This is a genomic window from Micromonospora wenchangensis, from assembly GCF_002210435.1.
In the GTDB taxonomy this organism is placed as follows: Bacteria; Actinomycetota; Actinomycetes; order Mycobacteriales; family Micromonosporaceae; genus Micromonospora; species Micromonospora wenchangensis.
Map to the genome: position 1 here is coordinate 119515 of NZ_MZMV01000012.1, position 19604 is coordinate 139118.

Below are 19604 nucleotides of genomic sequence, written 5' to 3' on the forward strand. Positions count from 1 at the left end.
CAGGGTGGAGCCCCGGGTCAGGAGGACTCGCGGGCCGCCGGGCCACTGCCGAACAGGACGTCGTCCCAGCTCGGGAGGCGCTTACGCGGCTTGCCCGAGGCGTCCGTGGACTCGCCGCCGGCAGCCGCCGTCGCGCCGGTGCGACGCGGCCGGAGCACCGCGAGCGACGGCACGGCCGGGACCTCCTTCGGCGCGTCCGAGTCGTCGTCGAAGGCCGAACCCTGCCCACCGCCGAGCAGTGCGGCGGCGCCACCGCCGACGGCCCGCTGACGGGGGGCGTCGGCACCGGCCAGCGCGGCCGGGGAACGCGGGTCGAGACCCCGTCCCGAGGTGCCGCCGAGCGGACGGTCCAGCGAGGCGAGCAGCGCGTCCCGGCCGGCCCGGATCGGGTCCCGGCCCGGTCGGGCCTGCTCGCTGGCGGCCGGCAGGCCGTGCCCGCCCCGGCTCGGCTCGCCGCGCGACGGGCCGGGCAGCGCGTGACCGCCCCGCTCCGGTGCCGGCTCCTGACCCAGGATCGGCGTGGGACGCTCGGCGCAGAGGTACTGCGCCATGTCGTCGTGCGGGGTGACGTTCTGCCGGAGCTTGTCGAGATCCCAGACGGCCTGCGCGGTCGCCTTGCCCGACGGCCAGGTCGCGATGATCCGCCAGGTGCCGTCGTCGCGCCGGAACGCGTCCCAGGAGATCTTCTCGGTGTCGATGCCGTGCTGGGCCAGCCGGCCGTTGACCACCTCGGCCAGCGGGGTGGCCTTCTCGGCGCCCTTGAGCCGGGTGCGCCGGGCGTGCTGGGCGAGCATGGCCCGCTCCTGGAGCACCGGGCCGGCGTAGCGCAGCACCCGGTCGACGGGGACACCGGCGATCCGGGCCACGTCCTCGGCGGACTCGCCGGAGCGGATGCGGGCCTGGATGTCCCGGGGGGACAGCGACGGGGTCGGATCGGCCCCGACCGGGACGACGGCGAGCGGCGGCGTGCCGGGCTCGGCGTGCAGCACGGTCGCGATGCGTTCGTCGATGGGGAGGGCGAGCAGGCGCCCGACCTCGTCGGCGAGCACCAGCGCCTGGCCGTCCTCGGAGAGGGCGACGAAGCGTACTGGGCGCATGGCGTAGCCTCCGTCCCGCTTCGCTGGCCGTCACGCCACGAGCCGGCCACCCGGGCGTCCTCGCACCACCGTACGCCCATCTGCCCACAGGTGGGGGAGGTGAATCCGCATGTCGCGACTGAGCTGCGGCAATGATCACAGTGGGTGGCCGCAGCAGCCGCTGCGACCACCCACTGTGACGGGTGTGATCAGAGCCGCTCGACCACGTAGTCGATGGCGGCGGTGAGCGCCTCCACGTCGGACGGCTCCACCGCCGGGAAGAGCGCGACCCGCAGCTGGTTGCGGCCGAGCTTGCGGTACGGCTCGGTGTCGACGATCCCGTTGGCCCGCAGCACCTTGGCGATCGCGGCGGCGTCGACCCCGTCGGCGAAGTCGACGGTGGCGACCACGTTGGAGCGCAGCGTCGGATCGGTGACGAACGGGGTGGCGAACGCGGACCGCTCGGCCCAGCCGTAGACGATCCCGGCGCTCTCGGCGGTGCGCTTGGCCGCCCAGCTCAGGCCGCCCTGCGAGTTCATCCAGTCGGTCTGCTCGGCGGCCAGGAAGATGGTCGCCAGCGCCGGGGTGTTGTACGTCTGCTCCAGCCGCGAGTTGTCGATCGCGGTGACCAGGTCGAGGAAGGCCGGGATGTAGCGGCCGGAGCCCTTGATCTCGGCGGCCCGCTCCAGCGCGGCCGGCGACATCAGGGCCAGCCAGAGGCCGCCGTCGGAGCCGAAGCACTTCTGCGGGGCGAAGTAGTAGACGTCGGTCTCGCCGACGTTGACGTCCAGACCGCCGGCCCCGGAGGTGGCGTCGACCAGCAGCAGCGAGCCCGGGTCGGCGTCGGCGACCCGGCCGATGGGCACCGCGACACCGGTGGAGGTCTCGTTGTGCGGGGTGGCGTAGACGTCCACCCCGGCCTCGGCGACCAGGCTCGGGGCGCTGCCCGGCTCGGACTTGCGGACGGTCGGCTCGCCGAGGAACGGCGCGTCCTTGACCGATTTCGCGAACTTCGCGCCGAACTCGCCGAAGCTGGCGAACTGGGCCCGGTCGCGGACCAGCCCGAAGGTGGCGACCTCCCAGAAGGCGGTGGTGCCACCGTTGCCGAGGACCACCTCGTAGCCCTCGGGGAGGGAGAAGAACTCGGCCAGGCCCCGGCGGAGCCGGGCGACCTCGGCCCGGACGGTCTGCTGCCGGTGCGAGGTGCCCAGGAAGCTGGTCGCCACGTCGGCGAGCGCGGACACCGCCGCCGGACGGACCTTGGACGGCCCGCAGCCGAACCGCCCGTCGGCGGGCTTGATGTCGTCGGGAATCCGGATGGTCGGTGCGTCAGCCACGGTTTTCTCGATCCTTCCGCATGGGCGAGGGCGGGCCCTTCAACGGGCGCGGAGCCGCGGTGGACGCGCGCTGAACGCACGCCGAGGCCGGGTCCGGGCCTGGTCCGGCGACACTGCCGGCCTTCATCCTCGCACCCGTGGCGGCCCGGATGCCGGCTGGTCCCAGGCCCGGGGCTGAGGCGTCGGACACACCGGGGGCGGGTGGCCGGCCACGCGCAGGGGGCGTCGACCGGCCGGTCGACGCCCCCTGCGGAGCAGGTGTGCTCAGACGCCGTGCGGGATGGCGTCCCAGCCCTCGACCTGCTGCGGCTTGCGGGTGCCGGGCCCGACGTAGCGGGCCGACGGCCGGACGAGCCGCTGGAGCTTCTTCTGCTCCAGGATGTGCGCCGACCAGCCGCCCATCCGGGCACAGGTGAACATCGAGGTGAACATGTGCGCCGGCACCTCGGCGAAGTCGAGCACCACGGCCGACCAGAACTCGACGTTGGTGGCGAGGACCCGGTCCGGGCGGCGGGCCTGGAGCTCGGCCAAGGCGGCCTTCTCCAGCGCCTCGGCCACCTCGAAGCGCGGTGCGCCCAACTCCCGCGCGGTGCGCCGGAGCACCCGGGCACGCGGGTCCTCGGCCCGGTAGACGCGGTGGCCGAAGCCCATCAGCCGCTCACCCCGGTCGAGGACGCCCTTGACGTACCCCTCGGCGTCGCCGCTGCGCTCGACGGCCTCCAGCATGGTGAGCACCCGCGACGGCGCGCCGCCGTGCAGCGGGCCGGAGAGCGCGCCGATGCCCGAGGAGATGCAGGCCGCCGCGTCGGCCCCGGTGGAGGCGACGATCCGGGCGGTGAAGGTGGAGGCGTTCAGGCCGTGCTCGGCGGCCGAGATGAAGTACGCGTCGACGGCCTTGACGTGCCGGGGGTCCGGTTCGCCGCGCCAGCGCTTCATGAACCGCTCGACGATGGTCTCCGCCTTGTCGATCTCCTTCTGCGGCACCGCCGGCAGGCCCAGCCCGCGGGCGGACTGGGCGACGAAGGACAGCGCGGTGACCGAGACCCGGGCCAGGTCGGCGCGGGCCTGGGAGTCGGAGATGTCGAGCAGTTGACTGAGCCCCCAGTACGGGGCGAGCATGGCGACCGCGGACTGCACGTCGACGCGGATGTCGCCGGAGTGCACCGGCACCGGGAACGGCTCGGCGGGCGGCAGGCCGGGGCCGAAACGACCGTCGACCAGCAGGGCCCAGACGTTGCCGAAGGAGACCTGGCCGATCAGATCCTCGATGTCCACGCCCCGGTAGCGCAGCGCGCCACCCTCGCGGTCCGGTTCGGCGATCTCGGTCTCGAAGGCCACGACGCCTTCGAGGCCCGGTTTGAAGTCGGCCATGTCGTCTCCTGGCTTCTGGCTCGGTGCGCCCGTTACGGGCTTGGTCCGGCCCGGTACCTACGGCGACCCTCAGGGATGTCTTCTCGTCATCTTGCCTGGTGAGTAACCAAGCGCGCGACCCGCTGCGACTGTGCTGCACGCGACATCCCCGCCGCTGGACGCCGGGGTGCGCTCCGTGAGACTGATCGGTGGGCTGACGGCGTCGCCGGGACGCGGGACGGCCGGCGTGAGGAGGACGACGTGACGGGCGACACACCCGCCCTGGCGGCCATGCGGCACGAGTACGCCGCCGACCTGGGGCTTTCCGAGACGGACCTGGCGGCCGACTGGCCCACCCAGTTCGGCCGCTGGCTCGCCGACGCGGTCGCCGCCGGCCTGCCCGAGCCGAACGCGATGGTCCTCGGCACCGCCGACGCCGCCGGCCGGCCCAGCGGCCGGACCGTGCTGCTCAAGGAGTACGACCCGCAGGGGTTCGTCTTCTTCACCAACCACGGCTCGCGCAAGGGCACCGAACTGGCCGACAACCCGTGGGCCAGCCTGGTCTTCCCCTGGTTCCCGATGCAGCGGCAGGTGGTGGTGACCGGCCGGGTGGCGCACGTCGGGCGGGGTGAGACCGAGGCGTACTTCGCGTCCCGGCCACGCGGCTCCCAGCTCGGGGCCTGGGCGAGCACCCAGTCGGCGGTGGTGCCGGACCGGGCCGCGCTGGAGGAGGCGTACCGGGAGGTGGCGGAGCGGTTCCCGGCCGGCACGCCGGTCCCGGCGCCCCCGCACTGGGGCGGGTTCCGGGTCCACCCGCAGACGGTGGAGTTCTGGCAGGGGCGGGCCGGGCGGCTGCACGACCGGCTGCGGTTCCGCCGTGCCGAGGGGGACGACTGGGTCGTCGAGCGGCTGGCCCCGTGACCGCCGTCGAACCGGCCCGGACGGGTCGGGCCCGTCGGCTGGCCATCGACCTGCGTCCGCTGCGGGTCCCCGCGTTCCGCCGGATGTGGCTGGGCAACACGGTGGCGATGTTCGGGTTCCAGTTCACCGCGGTCGCCGTGCCGGTGGAGATGTACGCGCTGACCCGGGACTCGTTCTGGGTCGGGCTGCTCGGGGTGGCCGGTTTCCTGCCGCTGCTGGTCTTCGGGCTGTGGGGCGGGGCGGTGGCCGACGCCCGGGACCGGCGGCGGGTGCTGCTGGTCGGCTCGGCGCTGCTCTGGGTGTCGGTGCTCGGCCTGCTCGGCCACGCGCTGTCCGGCCTCGGCAGCCCGGTGCTGCTGCTGGCCCTGGTGACGGTGCACTCGATCGCGTTCGCGATCAGCTCGCCGGCCCGCTCGGCGATCCTGCCCCGGCTGCTCCCGCCCGAGCTGGTCCCGGCGGGCAGCACCCTGAACTACACCACCTTCACCGCCGCGGCGGTGGCCGGCCCGCTCGCCGCCGGCCTGGTCTTCGCCGGGTTCGGCACCGACGCCGGGCTGCCGGTCGCCTACGCGGCCGACGCCCTGCTGTTCACCGCGCTGGTGGTGGCGACGGTACGGCTGCCCGCGATGCCCCCGGCCCCACCGGCACAGGGGGAGGTGCGCCGGGGTGGCCTGGCCGGCATCCTCGACGGGTTCCGCTACCTGGCCACCACGCCGGTGCTGCTCTCCTCGTTCGCCATCGACCTGATCGCGATGATCCTGGCCATGCCGCGGGCGCTCTTCCCGGAGGTGGCGCAGGAACGGTTCGGCGGCGGGGCGGCGGTGGGGTGGCTCTACAGCGCCATCGCGATCGGCGCGATGCTGGGCGGGCTGACCTCCGGCTGGATCGGCCGGCTGCGGCGGCAGGGGCTCGCCCTGGTGGTGGCGGTGGTGGGCTGGGGGCTGGCGATCGCGGCGGCCGGGCTGGCCCGGCAGCTCTGGCTGGTGGTGCTGCTGCTCGCGGTGGCCGGGGCGGCCGACCTGGTCAGCGCGGTGCTGCGGCAGTCGATGCTGCTGGTCTACGCGCCGGACCGGATGCGCGGCCGGCTCCAGGGGGTGAACACGGTGGTGGTGGCCGGCGGGCCCCGGCTGGGCGACCTGCGGGCCGGGGCGATGGCCGCCGGGTTCGGTGGTTCGGTCGCCTGGGTGGCCGGCGGGCTGCTCTCGGCCGGGCTGGCGGTGCTGCTGGTGGTGGGCTTCCCGGCCCTGCTGCGGTACCGGGCGGGCACGGTGGCGCAGGAGCGCGGCTGAACCTCCGTGCCCGGTGGGACGGGTGCGCCGGGTCCGGCGGGCGGCCCGGGGCACGGACTAAGGTCACGGCATGGACAACGCCGCGCACCGCCCGCCCTCGGGGACACAGTGGACCATCGCCGCCGACGGCCACGAGGCCGTCATCGTCGAGGTCGGCGGTGGGGTACGCACCTACCGGCGGGACGGCGTCGACTACCTCGACGGGTACGCCGAGGACGAGATCAGCCCCGGCAGCGCCGGGCACGTGCTGGCGCCCTGGCCGAACCGGATCAGGGACGGGCAGTACTCCTTCGGCGGCCGGTCGTTGCAGCTCGACGTGACCGAGCCGGCCCGGGGGGTCGCCCTGCACGGTCTGGTCAACTGGGTGCGCTGGCAGTCGATCGAGGAGTCGGCCGACGCGGTGACCCTCGGCTACGACCTGCCGCCCACCCCCGGTTACCCGTGGCCGCTGCGGCTGCGGAGCCGGTGGAGCGTGGGGGCGGACGGGTTGCGCGGCGTGCACGAGGTGACCAACACCGGGTCGGAGGTCGCGCCGTTCGGCTTCTCCGTCCACCCGTACCTGCGGCTGGCCGGGGTGGCGGTGGACGACCTGACGATGCGGCTGCCGGCCCGCAGCCGGCTCCAGGTCGACGCCCGGCTGCTGCCGATCGGGGCGACCCCGGTGGCCGGCACCGAGTACGACTGGACCACCGCCCGGCCGATCGGCGACGCGCAGCTCGACCTGTGCTTCGGGGACGTGATCCGGGACGACGACGGCGGTTCGTCGGTGACCCTGACCGCCCCGGACGACGCGGACGGGGTGCGGCTCTGGGCCGACCACCAGTTCGGCTGGTGGCAGGTCTTCACCGGTGACGCGTTGACCGGCGAGCGGCACCGCCGGTCGGTGGCGGTGGAGCCGATGACCTGCCCGCCGGACGCGTTCCGGTCCGGTCGGGACGTGATCACGCTGGCCCCGGGGGAGACCTGGCGGGGTGCCTGGGGCATCCGGCCCGGGGTCTGAGCGTGGAGTTCGGCGAGGTGGTCCGGCGTCGCCGGATGGTGCGCAACTACGACCCGGACCGTCCGGTCCCGCCGGAGGTGGTGCGGCGGCTGCTGGACCATGCGGTCCGGGCGCCGTCGGCCGGCTTCGCCCAGGGCTGGGGTTTCCTGGTGCTGGAGGAGCAGGCGGACCGGGACCGGTTCTGGGCGGCGGCCACGCCCGGCGGTGGTGGGCGGGACCGGTGGCTGGCCGGGATGCGCCGGGCCCCGCTGATCGTGGTGCCGCACGCCAACCGCTCGGCCTACCTGGAGCGGTACGCCGAGCCGGACAAGGGCTGGGCGGACCGTTCGGAGGACCGCTGGCCGGTGCCCTACTGGTACGTCGACACCGGCTTCGCCGCGCTGCTGATGCTGCTCACCGCCGTGGACGAGGGGCTGGGGGCGTGTTTCTTCGGCATCCCGCCGGACCGGCTGGCGGCGTACCGGGAGGCGTTCGGGGTGCCGGAGGAGTACCACCCGATCGGCGCTGTGACGGTAGGTTACCGGGCGGTCGACCACCGGTCACCGTCGTTGCGGCGGGGGCGTCGGCCGGTGGACGAGGTGGTCCGGCGCGGCCGGTGGAGTTGATGCCGGTTCGTACCCTGCGCGGTGGGTACCGGGGCGACGGAAACCGACAACGGGGAGCAGAACGTGGTGTGGCGGGGGCGGATAGGCTGGCACCGTGATCGGTGCCGCACGGTGCGGCAGCTCGGCGTGACCCGGCACCACGCCGAGGGTCGGCCCGACCACGGGGAGGGGAGCGTGCCGTGATCTTCAAGGCGGTCCGGGACGGGCGTCCCTATCCGGAGCACAACCTGACGTTGAAGCAGTGGTCGGAGATCCCACCCCGCCCGTTGCGGCTGGATCAGCTCATCACCACCAAGCGCGAGTTGGCGCTGGACAAGCTCCTCGCCGAGGACTCCACCTTCTACGGCGACCTGTTCCCGCACGTGGTGCAGTGGAACGGTGGCCTCTACCTGGAGGACGGCCTGCACCGGGCGTTGCGTGCGGCGTTGCAGCAGCGCAACCAGATCCACGCCCGGGTGCTGGTCTACAACGGCCAGCCCGAGTGACGCCCGCCTGAGCAGTCGTTAAGGTGGCGGCCATGGGCACCCCGCTGGACCTGCTGGACGTGGACGCCTCGCTGAGCGAGGAGGAACGTCAGATCCGGGCCGTCGTCCGCCGGCTCGTCGACGACCGGGTCCGCCCGCACGTCGCCGGCTGGTACGAGGACGGCGACGTCCCGGCCCGGGAACTGGCCCGCGAGTTCGGCCGCCTCGGCCTGCTCGGCATGCACCTGACCGGGTACGGCTGCGCCGGCGCATCGGCGGTCGCGTACGGGCTGGCCTGCCTGGAGCTGGAGGCCGGCGACTCCGGCGTCCGCTCCCTGGTGTCGGTGCAGGGTTCCCTGGCCATGTACGCCATCTGGCGCTTCGGCGGCGAGGAGCACAAGCAGCGCTGGCTGCCCGCGATGGCGGCCGGCGAGGCGATCGGCTGTTTCGGGTTGACCGAGCCCGACCACGGTTCCGACCCGGCCTCGATGACCACCCGGGCCCGGCGCGACGGCGACGACTGGGTCCTCGACGGCGCGAAGATGTGGATCACCAATGCGCCGGTCGCCGACGTCGGGGTGGTCTGGGCACGTACCGACGAGGGGGTACGGGGTTTCCTCGTACCGATGGACACCCCCGGGGTGACGGCGCGCGAGATCCGCCGCAAGATGTCGCTGCGGGCCTCCGTGACCGGGGAGATCGCCCTCGACGGGGTGCGGCTGCCGGCGGACGCCCTGCTGCCCGGCGCGGTCGGGCTCAAGGCACCGCTGAGCTGCCTGACCGAGGCCCGTCAGGGCATCGTCTGGGGGGCGCTCGGCGCGGCCCGGGACTGCCTGGAGACGGCGCTGTCCTACGCCGGCACCCGGACCCAGTTCGGTCGCCCGTTGGCCGGCTTCCAGCTTACCCAGGCCAAGCTCGCCGACATGGCGGTGGAGTGGAACAAGGGCCTGCTGCTCGCCCTGCACCTGGGTCGGCTGGCCGACGCGGGCACGCTGCGGCCGGACCAGGTCAGCGTGGGCAAGCTGAACAACGTACGGGAGGCGCTGGCCATCGCCAGGCAGTGCCGGACGATCCTCGGCGCGAACGGGGTCTCCGGCGAGTACCCGGTGATGCGGCACGCCAACAACCTGGAGAGCGTGCTCACCTACGAGGGCACCTCCGAGATCCACCAACTGGTCGTCGGGCAGCGGCTCACCGGGTTGTCCGCCTTCGGCTGACCACCGCCCGTCACCCGTTCGGGTCGCTCGCCGCGCGCGCGTCGTACGGTGGCCGTACCGTCATCGACAGAGGCACGTGTCTGACGAGGACGGTGAGGGCGATGGCCCGCGACGGTGAAACCCCCCAGAGTGAGTTCCCCGGCTACCCGACCGCCGACACACTGCGCACCCGGTCGGGCGACCCGGTCGACCCCGACACCCCGCCGGCCGACCCGCCCCGCTCGGGCGGCGGCCCGGCCCGGGGGCTGCTCTGGGTGCTCGGCGCGGCGGCGTTGGTCGTGGTGGTGCTGCTCGGCACGCAGGTGACCGGGATCTTCCCGGAGTTCCGCAACCCGTTCGCCAAGGAACAGACCGACCGCAGCCAGCCGCCGCTGCTCAAGTCGATCCAGGATCTGAGCCGCTACGTGGCGGCCGAGGGCAACTTCCAGGTCGTGGTCGACCTCCAGAACGACCGCGACAACGTGCCGGAGTTCCTGCTCAACCAGCGGACGCTGTTCGTCGGGGCGGGCAGCGTCGAGGCGTACGTCGACTTCGGCAAGATCGGCGAGGGGGCGGTGGTGCCGTCCGCCGACGGCAAGTCCGTCGAGATCAAGCTGCCCGCGCCGCAGCTCGGCGAGACCAACCTCGACATGGACAAGAGCTACGTCTTCGCCGAGGAGCGCGGCCTGTTCAACCGGATCGGTGACCTGGTCAAGGGCGACCCCAACCGGCAGCAGCAGGTCTACCGGATGGCCGAGGAGCGGATCACCACGGCGGCCCGGGACAGCGGCCTGGCCAAGCGTGCCGAGGAGAACACCCGCAAGATGCTGGAGGGCCTGCTCCGCTCGCTCGGCTACGAGAAGATCACCATCACCTACACGGCCCCCTGACCCGAAGCGCCACCGCCACGCGGCCCCGGTGCCGCGTGGCGGTGGCGCTGTCCAGGGTCCGACGGCGGTCTTGGTGATCAAGAGGTTGGCGTCATTGTCGATCTTCAAATTGACGCAAACCTCTTGATCACCGGGGGCAACCCGGCCGGGGCGCAACCCCGCCGGGCGCAACCCGGGCGGGGGCAGCCCCGCCGGGGGTGGTCAGTAGCTGGTGGTGGCGTAGCGGTCCTCGTTGGGCATCAGGATCCACAGCACCAGGTAGACGATCACCTGCGTGCCCGGCAGCAGCAGCGACAGCAGGAACAGCAGCCGGACCAGGGTGGCCGAGGTGTTGAACCGGCGGGCCAGGCCGGCACAGACACCGGCGAGCATGCGCCCCTCGCGGGGCCGGACCAGTTTGCGACTCATCGTCGTACTCCCACTCTGCGGCGATCCGCCGCGCTGCATTCCACGGTAGGAAGGGGCGGCCACCGTGCCCTCCGTCCCGAGGGTGATCCGGTGACCCCGTACCCGTAGGTGGTTACCCGAGTCGACCCCGGCCGACGCCTCCCGGCAGCGACGACGGGGTGCGGACGACGGGGTGCGGTGGGCCGGGCGGGTAGGCTCGCCGGTCGACACCGCCCCCACCCCGGGCGGGATCAGCAGGTCACCGGAGATCCCGGCGGCCACGGACCCGGCCGGACCCGGCACCACCCGGGCGACGGCGAGGAAGCGCAGCGATGATCAGTGTCTTCGACCTCTTCAGTGTCGGCATCGGCCCCTCCAGCTCGCACACCGTGGGCCCGATGCGGGCCGGGCGGACCTTCGTCGCCGGGCTGAAGGCCGACGGGCTGCTGCACACCGTGACCCGGGTCCGGGCCGAGCTGTTCGGCTCCCTGGGCGCGACCGGCCACGGCCACGGCAGCGACCGGGCGGTGCTGCTCGGCCTGGCCGGCGAGAGCCCGGAGACGGTGGACACCGACAGCGTCGGCCCCCGGGTCGCCGAGATCCGCGCCCGGGGCCGGCTCGCCCTGCTCGGCACCCAGGAGATCGGCTTCGAGCCGGACCGGGACCTGGTGCTGCACCGCCGCCGGTCGTTGCCGTACCACCCGAACGGGATGGTCTTCTCGGCCTGGGACGCGGCGGGGGCGCAGGTCCGTGAACGGACGTACTACTCGGTCGGTGGCGGGTTCGTGGTGGACGAGGCGGCGGCCGGGGCGGACCGGATCACCGTGGACACCACCACCGTGCCGCACCCCTTCTCCACCGGCGCCGAACTGCTCGACGTCACCGCCGGCACCGGCCTGTCGATCAGCGGGGTGATGCTCGCCAACGAGCTGTCCTGGCGCAGTGAGCCGGACGTGCGGGCGGGGCTGCTGGACATCTGGCGGGTGATGCGGGAGTGCGTGGCCCGGGGTGGCGAGCGGGACGGCGTACTGCCGGGCGGGTTGCGGGTCCGGCGGCGCGCCGCCGAGCTGCGCCGCAGCCTGGAGGCCGACGCGGGCGCGGCCGACCCGTTGCGCGCGATGGACTGGGTGACCCTGTTCGCGCTCGCGGTCAACGAGGAGAACGCCGCCGGCGGCCGGGTGGTGACCGCCCCGACGAACGGCGCGGCCGGGATCATCCCGGCGGTGCTGCACTACTACACCCGGTTCGTGCCGGACGCCTCCGACGAGGGGGTGGTGCGGTTCCTGCTGGCCGCCGGGGCGATCGGGGTGCTGTTCAAGGAGAACGCCTCCATCTCCGGGGCCGAGGTGGGCTGCCAGGGCGAGGTCGGGTCGGCGTGCTCGATGGCCGCCGCCGGGCTGGCCGAGGCGCTGGGCGGCACCCCCGAGCAGGTGGAGAACGCCGCCGAGATCGGCATGGAGCACAACCTGGGGTTGACCTGCGACCCGGTCGGGGGGCTGGTGCAGATCCCCTGCATCGAGCGCAACGCGGTGGCTAGCATCAAGGCGATCACGGCGGCCCGGCTCGCGCTGCGCGGCGACGGGGTGCACCACGTCTCGCTCGACAAGGTCATCAAGACCATGCGCGAGACCGGGGCGGACATGAAGGTCAAGTACAAGGAGACGGCACGCGGCGGCCTGGCCGTCAACGTGATCGAGTGCTGAGGGGCGTTCGTTCACCGACTGCTAACCTGTCGTCCGTTGTTGTCAGGCGGGAGGCGACGGTGACCGCAGGCGTCACGGCGTTGTGGTCGCACCGCAACTCACTGCGCATCCTGGTCAGACGCGATCTCGCGGTGAAGTACCAGCAGTCCGTGCTCGGTTACCTCTGGTCGCTGATCGAGCCGCTGGGAATGGGCGCGATCTACTTCTTCGTCTTCGGGGTGCTCTACTCCGGGCCGACCAACCGGCACCTCGGCGAGGCCGCCGGGTCGTACCCGCTGTTCCTGATCACCGGCATCTTCGCCTGGATGTGGACGAGTTCGGCGCTGAGCGAGGCGACCAACGCGCTGACCGGGCAGTCCCGCCTGATCACCACGATGAACGTGCCCCGGCAGGTCTTCCCGATCGGCCGGGTCACCGGCCGGTTCGCCGAGTACGTCGCCGGCCTGCCGATCCTGCTGGCCGTCGCCGTCGTCTACGCCGCCAACGGCCGGATCACGCTGGGCTGGTCGCTGCTGAGCCTGCCGCTGGCCGTCGCCGTGCAGGGCACCCTGCTGGTCGGGCTGGCCCTGCTGCTGTCGGCGGTGAACGTGCTGATGCGCGACGTGGAGCGGTTCATGCGGCTGGTCATCCGGGTGCTGTTCTACGCCACCCCGATCATCTACCCGTTGAGCCTGGTCCGGGAGTCGGGCATGCCGGGTTGGGTGAAGGTGGCGTACGAGCTGAACCCGCTGGTCGGCATCTTCCAGCTCCAGCACGCCATCTGGTACCCGGACGAGTTCCCCGACGCCCGGCTGCTGACCACCACGATCGCCGGGAGCCTGCTGGTGCTGGCCGCCGGCTGGTGGGCGTTCCGCCGGCTCGAACCGGCCGTGCTGAAGGAACTGTAGGTGCCGCCGATCATCGAGGCACAGGGGCTCGGCATCCGGTTCGTCCGCAACCGGCGTCGGCAGCTACGGCTGCGGGAACTGTTCATCCACCGGGGCGGCCGGGCCGCCACCGGCCAGTTCTGGCCGCTGCGGGACGTCTCGTTCACCGTCGCGCCGGGCGACACGCTCGGCGTGATCGGGCGCAACGGCACCGGCAAGAGCACCCTGCTGCGGCTGATCGCCGGGGTGCTCATCCCCGACGAGGGGCGGATCACCGTCTCCGGCGACGTCGCGCCGCTGCTGGAACTCTCCGCCGGCTTCTCCAACGACCTGACCGGCCGGGAGAACCTCTACCTGGTCGGCGGGCTGCACGGACTCTCCACGGGCTACCTGCGGCGGCACTTCGACGACATCGTCGGGTTCGCCGGTGAGCAGGTGGAACGGGCCATCGACACCTCGGTGCGGCACTACTCGTCGGGGATGAAGGTGCGGCTCGGGTTCGCGATCATCTCGCACCTGCCGCACCCGATCCTGCTGATGGACGAGGTGACCGCGGTGGGCGACGCGGAGTTCCGCCAGAAGTGTTACTCGACGATCGACCGACTGCTCGCGGAGGGGCGCACCTTGGTGCTGGTGTCACACAACGAGAAGGACCTGACCCGGTTCTGCCGTCGGGGGCTCTACCTCGACGGGGGGCGGCTGACCGTGGACGGGACGGTCGCCGAGGCGCTCGACGCGTACCACGCCGCGGTGCCGCGATGACCGTGGCGATCGTGCTCGCCGCCGGTGCGCCGGCCGCGGGGCTGCCCACCGGCACGGGCGAACCGCTTGCCGACCGGCTCACCGGGCAGTTGCGCCGGGCCGGGGCGGACCGGGTGCACACCGTCACCGACCTGCCCGCGCTGGCCGCCCTGGTGGACACCGTCACCGGCCCGGTCCTGGTCACCGGGGGCGACCTGGTCGCGCACACGGCCGTACTGCGGCACCTGGCCACCAGCCCGGTCGGTCCGACGGTGGCCCTGGTGCTCACCGACCCGCCGGCCGCCGACGCGACGCTGGTCCGCGAGGAGCGCGGGCAGGTGGTCGACGCCGGCCCGGAGCTGCCCGACGCCACCGGCGTCTTCGGCGGCGCGCTGCGGGTCGGCGCGGACGACCTGCCGGCGCTGGCCGCCGCCGCCCGCTCGGCGGCCGTCGCCCCGGCGGCCGGTGCCGCGGTGGACCGGCTGTTCGCCGCGCTGGCCGACCTCGGCACCCTGACCTTCGCCCACCGGGTACGCCTGCTCGTGGCGCACCGGGTGGCCGATCCGGCCGGGCTGGCCGCCGCCGAGGCGGCCCTGGCCGGGGTGGACGAGGACCGGGCGCAGCTGCGGCTGTCGGTGAAGGAACGGGACGACTTCTTCACCACCTACTTCGTCAGCACCTGGTCGCCGTACGTGACGAAGGTGTGTGCCCGGCTGGGCCTGACGCCGACCGGGGTCACCATGATCTCGGTGCTGTTCGCGGTGGTCGCGGCGGTGCTCTTCGGTGCCGGCGGGCGGCCCGCCCTGGTGGCCGGCGCGGTCCTGCTCTACCTGGGGTTCGTGCTGGACTGCGTGGACGGGCAGTTGGCCCGCTACACCAGGCACTTCAGCGCCTGGGGCGGCTGGCTGGACACGATGGCCGACCGGGCCAAGGAGTACCTGGTCTACGCCGGGCTGGGCTACGGCGCGACGCACGCCGGGTTCCGCTACGGCTGGGCGCTGGCCGTCGCCGCGATGACCCTGCAGACCGTCAGGCACATGACCGACGCCTGGTACGGGGTGCTGCACGACGAGGCGGCCCGGCGTCCCCGCCCGGCCGGCCCGGCCGCCGGGGGGATCGGCGGCAAGCTGAACGCCGCCTCGACCCGGGTGCAGGCGGACACCGGCTCGGTGTCGTACTGGCTGAAGCGGACGGTGGTCTTCCCGATCGGCGAGCGGTGGGCGTTGATCGCGGTCACCGCCGCGCTGTTCGGGCCGCTGGTCAGCCTGGTCTCGGTGCTGGTGTGGGGGGTGCTGGCGTTCGGTTACACGGGCGCGTTGCGGACCCTGCGGGCGCGCTGGATGTGGGTGCCGGTGCTGGACACCGTCGACGCGACGTTGCACCGCGACGACGGGCCGGTGGCGGCCCGGCTGCCGGTGGTCCGGCCGATGGGCCCGTTGACGCTGGCGGTGCTCGGGGCGCTCGGGCCGGCGGTGCTGCTGGTGGTGGGGCTGTTCCGGTCGGCCGGTGACGGCGATCCGGGTGGTCTGCGCTGGTGGCTGCCGGTGGCGCTGGTGGTGCTGCTGGTGGCCGGGCTGGGCGCGGGGGCGGCGCACAACGGGCCGCTGGACTGGCTGGTGCCGGCGGCGCTGCGGGCCGGCGAGTACCTGTTCGCCGCCGTGGTCGGGGTGGTCGGCGGGGTGCCGCCGTGGCTGGTCTTCGGGTACGTCTTCGTGCTGACCGTGCACCACTACGACCTGACCGCCCGGTTGGAGAAGCGGCAGGCGGCCCCGCCGTTGCACGCCTGGACGCTGGGCTGGGAGGGCCGTTCGGTGCTGCTGGCGGTGGCGGCGATCGCCGGATTTGCCGCCCCTGCCATGGCTACAATCGGTACGTACCTTCTGATGGTTTTCGTGGCGAGTGTCGTGCTGGCCTGGGTCGTCCTGCCAGCCCGCGCGGGCCGGGCGGCGGCCGTACCCGTGCGGGGTGCCTCGCCGGGCTGACGACGGGGGCGGGGCGGATGACGCTGATCAGCTTCGTCGTACCGGCCTTCCGGGTGCAGGGCTACCTGCGCGAGTGCCTGGACTCGCTGCTCGGCCAGCCGTACCGGGACATCGAGGTGATCGGGGTCGACGACGCCTCCCCGGACGCCTGCGGCGACATCCTCGACGAGTACGCCGCCCGTGACCCCCGGGTCCACCCGGTACGCCTGCCACGCAACGTCGGGCTCGGTCCGGCCCGCAACGCCGGGCTGGACCGGGCCACCGGCGAGTACGTCTGGTTCCTCGACGGCGACGACCGGCTCGCCCCCGACTGCCTGCCCGAGGTCGCCGACCGGCTCACCGCCACCCGCCCGGACGTGCTGCTGGTCGACCACGTCCGGGTGCACTGGGACGAGCACGCCACCCGCAGCGCACTGCCGGAGGTCTTCCCCGATCCGCCAGGCGCGGCGACGTTCCGGCTGGCGGAGCGCCCCGAGACGCTGCGCCTGCTGCACACCGCCTGGAACCGGGTGGTCCGCCGGGAGTTCCTGACCGGCCTCGGGCTGCGCTTCGCCCCCGGCTGGTACGAGGACGTCGCGTTCAGCTACCCGGTGCTGCTGGCCGCCGGGCGGATCGGCGTGCTCGACCGGGTCTGCGTGCACTACCGCCAGCGTCGGGCCGGCGCGATCACCCGGACCCTCGACGACCGGCACTTCGAGGTCTTCGAGCAGTGGCACCGGGTGTTCGCCTTTCTCGACGGTCGGCCCGACCTGGCCGGCCTGCGCCCGGTGGTGTTCGAGCGGATGATCTGGCACTACCTGACCGTGCTCGGCAACGGCGACCGGATCGCCCCCGCGCTGCGGCAGGCGTTCTTCCGGCGGATCACCGCCGACCACAGGCGCTTCCGCCCGCCCGGCGGCTACCCGGTGCCGGACGGCGGGGACGGGCTCAAGCACCGGCTGGTCGCCGCCGGCCGGTGGCACACCTTCAGCGCGTTGCGCGCCGCCAGCCAGGCCCGGGAGACCGCCCGGGTGACCGGCCGGCGGGTCCGGCCGGTGGCCCGGCGCACCGCCCGGCTGGCCCGGGACGCGTTGCTGCACGAGTACTACCGGGCCGAACTGCGCCGGCCGATCGACCCGACGCTCGCCGTCTACGCCGCCTACTGGTACCGCGGCTACGCCTGCAACCCGGCGGCGGTGCACGCCGCCGCCCGCCGGCTCGCCCCGCAGGTCCGGGGGGTGTGGATCGTCCGCCGGGACCGGGTCGACACCCTCCCGCCCGGCACCGAGTACGTCGTCGCCGGCACCCGCGACGCCCAGCGGGCGCTGGCGCGGGCCCGCTGGCTGGTCAACAACGTCAACTTCCCGGACTTCGTGCGCAAGCGTCCCGGCCAGGTGCACGTGCAGACCCACCACGGCACCCCGGTCAAGGTGATGGGTCTGGACCAGCAGCGGTACCCGCTCGGCGCGGTCGGGATGGACTTCGCCGGGTTGCTGCGGCGGGTGGACCGCTGGGACTACAGCATCACCTCCAACGCGTTCTCCACCCAGATGTGGGACCGCGCCTACCCGGCGGACTACGTCCGGCTGGAGGTGGGCTATCCGCGCAACGACCGGCTGGTCACGGCCACCGCCGAGGAGGTGCGCGCGGTCCGGGCCGGGCTCGGGATCGCCCCGGACGAGCGGGTGGTGCTCTACGCGCCGACCCACCGCGAGCACCTGCCCGGCTACCGGCCGCCGTTCGACCCGTACCGGCTGCTGGACGTGCTCGGGCCGGCGGGCCGGTTGCTGGTGCGCAGCCACTACTTCCACGACCGGGAGGGCCGGGTCCGGCGGCGGGCCGGGGGGCGGGTGGTCGACGTCAGCGACGTCGGCACCGTCGAGGACCTCTACCTGGCCGCCGACGTGCTGGTCACCGACTACTCGTCGGCGATGTTCGACTACGCGGTGCTGGACCGGCCGATCGTGATCTACGCGCCGGACCACGACGCCTACCGGTTGGCCCGGGGGGTCTACTTCGACGTGACCGCCGAGCCGCCGGGCGCGGTCGCGCTGACCTTCGAGGAGCTGCGGGAGGTGTTCCGCTCCGGCGCGGTGACCGGGGCGTCGGCCGAGCGGGCCCGGCGGGCGTTCCGGGAGCGGTTCTGCGGCTGGGACGACGGGCACGCGGCGGAACGGGTGGTCCGGCGGGTGTTCCTCGGCGAATCAGGGTGAGGATCCGGGCGGATCGCCGTACTGGGCCGTAATAGGGCTGTCATCAGCCGAACATGGCACGTTTACCCGATGTGCTAACCCGATGATGCTCGTCACAGTCAACCCCGGGGTTCGGCCAAGCTGGGGGAGGAGACGGTGACCACCGTCGCGCTGAAGGACGTCACAAAGGTATTCCCGGACGGGACAATTGCCGTCGACAACGTCAGTCTCGACGTCGTCGACGGTGAGTTCATGGTCCTGCTGGGCCCGTCCGGTTGCGGGAAGTCGACCGTGTTGCGGATGATCGCGGGGCTGGCCGAGCCGACCTCCGGCGCGGTGATGCTCGACGGTGAGGTCGCCAACGACCTGCCGCCGCGCGACCGGAAGATCGCCATGGTGTTCCAGGACTTCGCGCTCTATCCGCACATGTCCGTCGGTGACAACATCGGCTTCCCGCTCAAGCTGTCCGGGGTCGAGCCGGTGCCCCGGGGTGAGCGGGTCCAGGACGTGGCCAGCGCGCTCGGCATCGGCGACGTGCTCGGCCGCAAACCGAGCCAGCTCTCCGGCGGCCAGCGGCAGCGGGTCGCGATGGGGCGGGCGATCGTCCGCCGGCCGGGGCTGTTCCTGATGGACGAGCCGCTGTCCAACCTGGACAGCGGGCTGCGCGCCGAGCTGCGCGCCGAGATCTCCGCGCTGACCCGCGAGCTGGGCGTCACCACCATCTACGTCACCCACGACCAGGCCGAGGCGCTGACCATGGCCGACCGGGTGGCCATCATGCGCAAGGGCGTGCTCCAGGACGTCGGCACCCCCACCCAGGTGTACGGCCGGCCGGCGACCCTCTACGTCGCGGCGTTCCTCGGCAGCCCCCGGATGAACCTGCTGGAGGCGTCGGTCTACGTCCACCTCGACCGGTACGTCACGCTGACCCTCGGTGACCAGGCGCTCTACCTGCCGTGGGACGACATCCGCAGCCGGGCGGTGGCGCACTACCACGGCGAGCGGATCGTGGTCGGGATGCGGGCCGAGGCGCTCACCCCGGTCGCCCCGGACACCCCCGGCGACGTCCTCCAGGGCCGGGTGCGTTACCTGGAGCACCACGGGCACGAGTCGCTGGCCTTCCTCGACATCGGCGCCACCGCCATCATGGTCGACGAGATGAGCGCCCCCGCCGACGACGCGGTCCCCGGCCAGCGCGGGCTGCGCCGGTTCGGCCAGGTCATGTCCCGCCTCACCGGACGGGCCGGCGAACCGGAGGAGCCCAACCCGACGCCCGGCGGTAACCGCGGCAGTGTGCTCAACGACCCCGGCCGGCACCACCGCCGCCCGGCCGAACTGGCGGTCCGGCTGGCCCCGTACCCGGCGATCTCGGCGGGGCACCCGATGGCGGTCGCGGTCCGGATGGACGCCCTGCACTTCTTCGACGAACGCGGCGACCGGATCGACGTCGGCTGGCGCTGACCCGTCCGGTGGTGGGTGCCGTCGCACGCACGCACGGTCGGCGGGGCGGGACCGGCTCGGTGCCCGGTTCCGTCGGGCCGGGGCCTGCCGGACGGAACCGGCCCGTGCCGTCAATCGGTTGTCGACTATTCGGTAATCGATTGCCTACTCTCGGTGTCTGTGTGA

Annotated in this window: 17 protein-coding genes; 13 read left to right on the forward strand and 4 right to left on the reverse strand. The window is 73.4% G+C overall.

What is annotated here, in order from left to right; all coding sequences use genetic code 11:
• Positions 1–17: 17 nt before the first annotated feature.
• From sepH to B5D80_RS09995, 3 genes are all read right to left on the reverse strand, one after another.
• Positions 18–1097, reverse strand: a complete 1080-nt coding sequence (gene sepH / locus B5D80_RS09985; protein WP_088643527.1) for a septation protein SepH — start codon at positions 1095–1097, stop codon at positions 18–20.
• A gap of 188 nt (positions 1098–1285) precedes the next feature.
• Positions 1286–2413: a phosphoserine transaminase gene (gene serC, locus B5D80_RS09990; protein WP_088643528.1), complete on the reverse strand. Its 1128-nt coding sequence runs from the start codon at positions 2411–2413 to the stop codon at positions 1286–1288.
• A gap of 264 nt (positions 2414–2677) precedes the next feature.
• Positions 2678–3784 carry a citrate synthase 2 gene (locus B5D80_RS09995; protein WP_088643529.1) on the reverse strand — a complete coding sequence of 369 codons (1107 nt, stop codon included), beginning with the start codon at positions 3782–3784 and terminating at the stop codon, positions 2678–2680.
• 270 nt (positions 3785–4054) lie between these two features.
• Here B5D80_RS09995 and pdxH point away from each other — a divergent pair, with 270 nt between their 5' ends.
• The 7 genes from pdxH (at position 4055) to B5D80_RS10030 (ending at position 10128) form a co-directional block, all read left to right on the forward strand.
• Complete coding sequence (gene pdxH, locus B5D80_RS10000; protein WP_169733049.1) at positions 4055–4684, forward strand: pyridoxamine 5'-phosphate oxidase; 630 nt, start codon at positions 4055–4057, stop codon at positions 4682–4684.
• Positions 4681–5973, forward strand: a complete 1293-nt coding sequence (locus tag B5D80_RS10005; protein WP_088643531.1) for an MFS transporter — start codon at positions 4681–4683, stop codon at positions 5971–5973. The genes pdxH and B5D80_RS10005 overlap by 4 nt, the downstream gene beginning before the upstream one ends.
• Positions 5974–6043: 70 nt before the next feature.
• Positions 6044–6973, forward strand: coding sequence for an aldose 1-epimerase family protein (locus B5D80_RS10010; protein WP_088643532.1), 930 nt, complete (start codon positions 6044–6046; stop codon positions 6971–6973).
• Between the two features lie 2 nt (positions 6974–6975).
• Complete coding sequence (locus B5D80_RS10015) at positions 6976–7578, forward strand: nitroreductase family protein (RefSeq protein ID WP_088643533.1); 603 nt, start codon at positions 6976–6978, stop codon at positions 7576–7578.
• 179 nt (positions 7579–7757) lie between these two features.
• A complete protein-coding gene (locus B5D80_RS10020) occupies positions 7758–8063 on the forward strand; it encodes a type II toxin-antitoxin system VapB family antitoxin (RefSeq protein WP_088643534.1) in 306 nt (101 codons plus the stop codon).
• A gap of 32 nt (positions 8064–8095) precedes the next feature.
• Positions 8096–9259 (forward strand): acyl-CoA dehydrogenase family protein, encoded by a 1164-nt coding sequence (locus tag B5D80_RS10025; RefSeq protein WP_088643535.1) that lies wholly within the window; start codon positions 8096–8098, stop codon positions 9257–9259.
• A gap of 101 nt (positions 9260–9360) precedes the next feature.
• Entirely contained in the window at positions 9361–10128 is a 768-nt protein-coding gene (locus B5D80_RS10030; protein WP_088643536.1) for a DUF4230 domain-containing protein, read from the forward strand.
• 201 nt (positions 10129–10329) lie between these two features.
• Here B5D80_RS10030 and B5D80_RS10035 read toward each other — a convergent pair whose 3' ends face one another.
• Positions 10330–10536, reverse strand: coding sequence for a PspC domain-containing protein (locus tag B5D80_RS10035; protein ID WP_088643568.1), 207 nt, complete (start codon positions 10534–10536; stop codon positions 10330–10332).
• Positions 10537–10847: 311 nt separating this feature from the next.
• Between B5D80_RS10035 and B5D80_RS10040 the strand changes: the two genes are divergently transcribed.
• The 6 genes from B5D80_RS10040 to B5D80_RS10065 all read left to right on the forward strand — a co-directional run bounded on the left by B5D80_RS10040 (position 10848) and on the right by B5D80_RS10065 (position 19439).
• Positions 10848–12218 (forward strand): L-serine ammonia-lyase, encoded by a 1371-nt coding sequence (locus B5D80_RS10040; protein WP_088643537.1) that lies wholly within the window; start codon positions 10848–10850, stop codon positions 12216–12218.
• A gap of 59 nt (positions 12219–12277) precedes the next feature.
• Positions 12278–13105: an ABC transporter permease gene (locus B5D80_RS10045; RefSeq protein ID WP_088643538.1), complete on the forward strand. Its 828-nt coding sequence runs from the start codon at positions 12278–12280 to the stop codon at positions 13103–13105.
• Positions 13106–13846 carry an ABC transporter ATP-binding protein gene (locus B5D80_RS10050; protein WP_088643539.1) on the forward strand — a complete coding sequence of 247 codons (741 nt, stop codon included), beginning with the start codon at positions 13106–13108 and terminating at the stop codon, positions 13844–13846.
• Positions 13843–15807, forward strand: coding sequence for a DUF5941 domain-containing protein (locus B5D80_RS10055; RefSeq protein WP_088643540.1), 1965 nt, complete (start codon positions 13843–13845; stop codon positions 15805–15807). The genes B5D80_RS10050 and B5D80_RS10055 overlap by 4 nt, the downstream gene beginning before the upstream one ends.
• Positions 15808–15824: 17 nt before the next feature.
• The gene (locus tag B5D80_RS10060) at positions 15825–17999 is read left to right on the forward strand and encodes a bifunctional glycosyltransferase/CDP-glycerol:glycerophosphate glycerophosphotransferase (protein ID WP_088643541.1); all 2175 of its coding nucleotides are present in this window, start codon (positions 15825–15827) and stop codon (positions 17997–17999) included.
• A 135-nt stretch (positions 18000–18134) separates the two neighbouring features.
• The gene (locus tag B5D80_RS10065; protein ID WP_088643542.1) at positions 18135–19439 is read left to right on the forward strand and encodes an ABC transporter ATP-binding protein; all 1305 of its coding nucleotides are present in this window, start codon (positions 18135–18137) and stop codon (positions 19437–19439) included.
• The last annotated feature ends 165 nt before the right edge of the window (positions 19440–19604 follow it).

What these genes read in the sequence shown, in the direction of transcription:
- sepH (WP_088643527.1), bottom strand. Translation starts at nt 1,097, where the DNA reads ATGCGCCCAGTACGCTTCGTCGCCCTCTCCGAGGACGGCCAGGCGCTG.
- B5D80_RS09995 (WP_088643529.1), bottom strand. Translation starts at nt 3,784, where the DNA reads ATGGCCGACTTCAAACCGGGCCTCGAAGGCGTCGTGGCCTTCGAGACC.
- pdxH (WP_169733049.1), top strand. Translation starts at nt 4,055, where the DNA reads ATGCGGCACGAGTACGCCGCCGACCTGGGGCTTTCCGAGACGGACCTG.
- B5D80_RS10010 (WP_088643532.1), top strand. Translation starts at nt 6,044, where the DNA reads ATGGACAACGCCGCGCACCGCCCGCCCTCGGGGACACAGTGGACCATC.
- B5D80_RS10025 (WP_088643535.1), top strand. Translation starts at nt 8,096, where the DNA reads ATGGGCACCCCGCTGGACCTGCTGGACGTGGACGCCTCGCTGAGCGAG.
- B5D80_RS10030 (WP_088643536.1), top strand. Translation starts at nt 9,361, where the DNA reads ATGGCCCGCGACGGTGAAACCCCCCAGAGTGAGTTCCCCGGCTACCCG.
- B5D80_RS10035 (WP_088643568.1), bottom strand. Translation starts at nt 10,536, where the DNA reads ATGAGTCGCAAACTGGTCCGGCCCCGCGAGGGGCGCATGCTCGCCGGT.
- B5D80_RS10040 (WP_088643537.1), top strand. Translation starts at nt 10,848, where the DNA reads ATGATCAGTGTCTTCGACCTCTTCAGTGTCGGCATCGGCCCCTCCAGC.
- B5D80_RS10055 (WP_088643540.1), top strand. Translation starts at nt 13,843, where the DNA reads ATGACCGTGGCGATCGTGCTCGCCGCCGGTGCGCCGGCCGCGGGGCTG.
- B5D80_RS10060 (WP_088643541.1), top strand. Translation starts at nt 15,825, where the DNA reads ATGACGCTGATCAGCTTCGTCGTACCGGCCTTCCGGGTGCAGGGCTAC.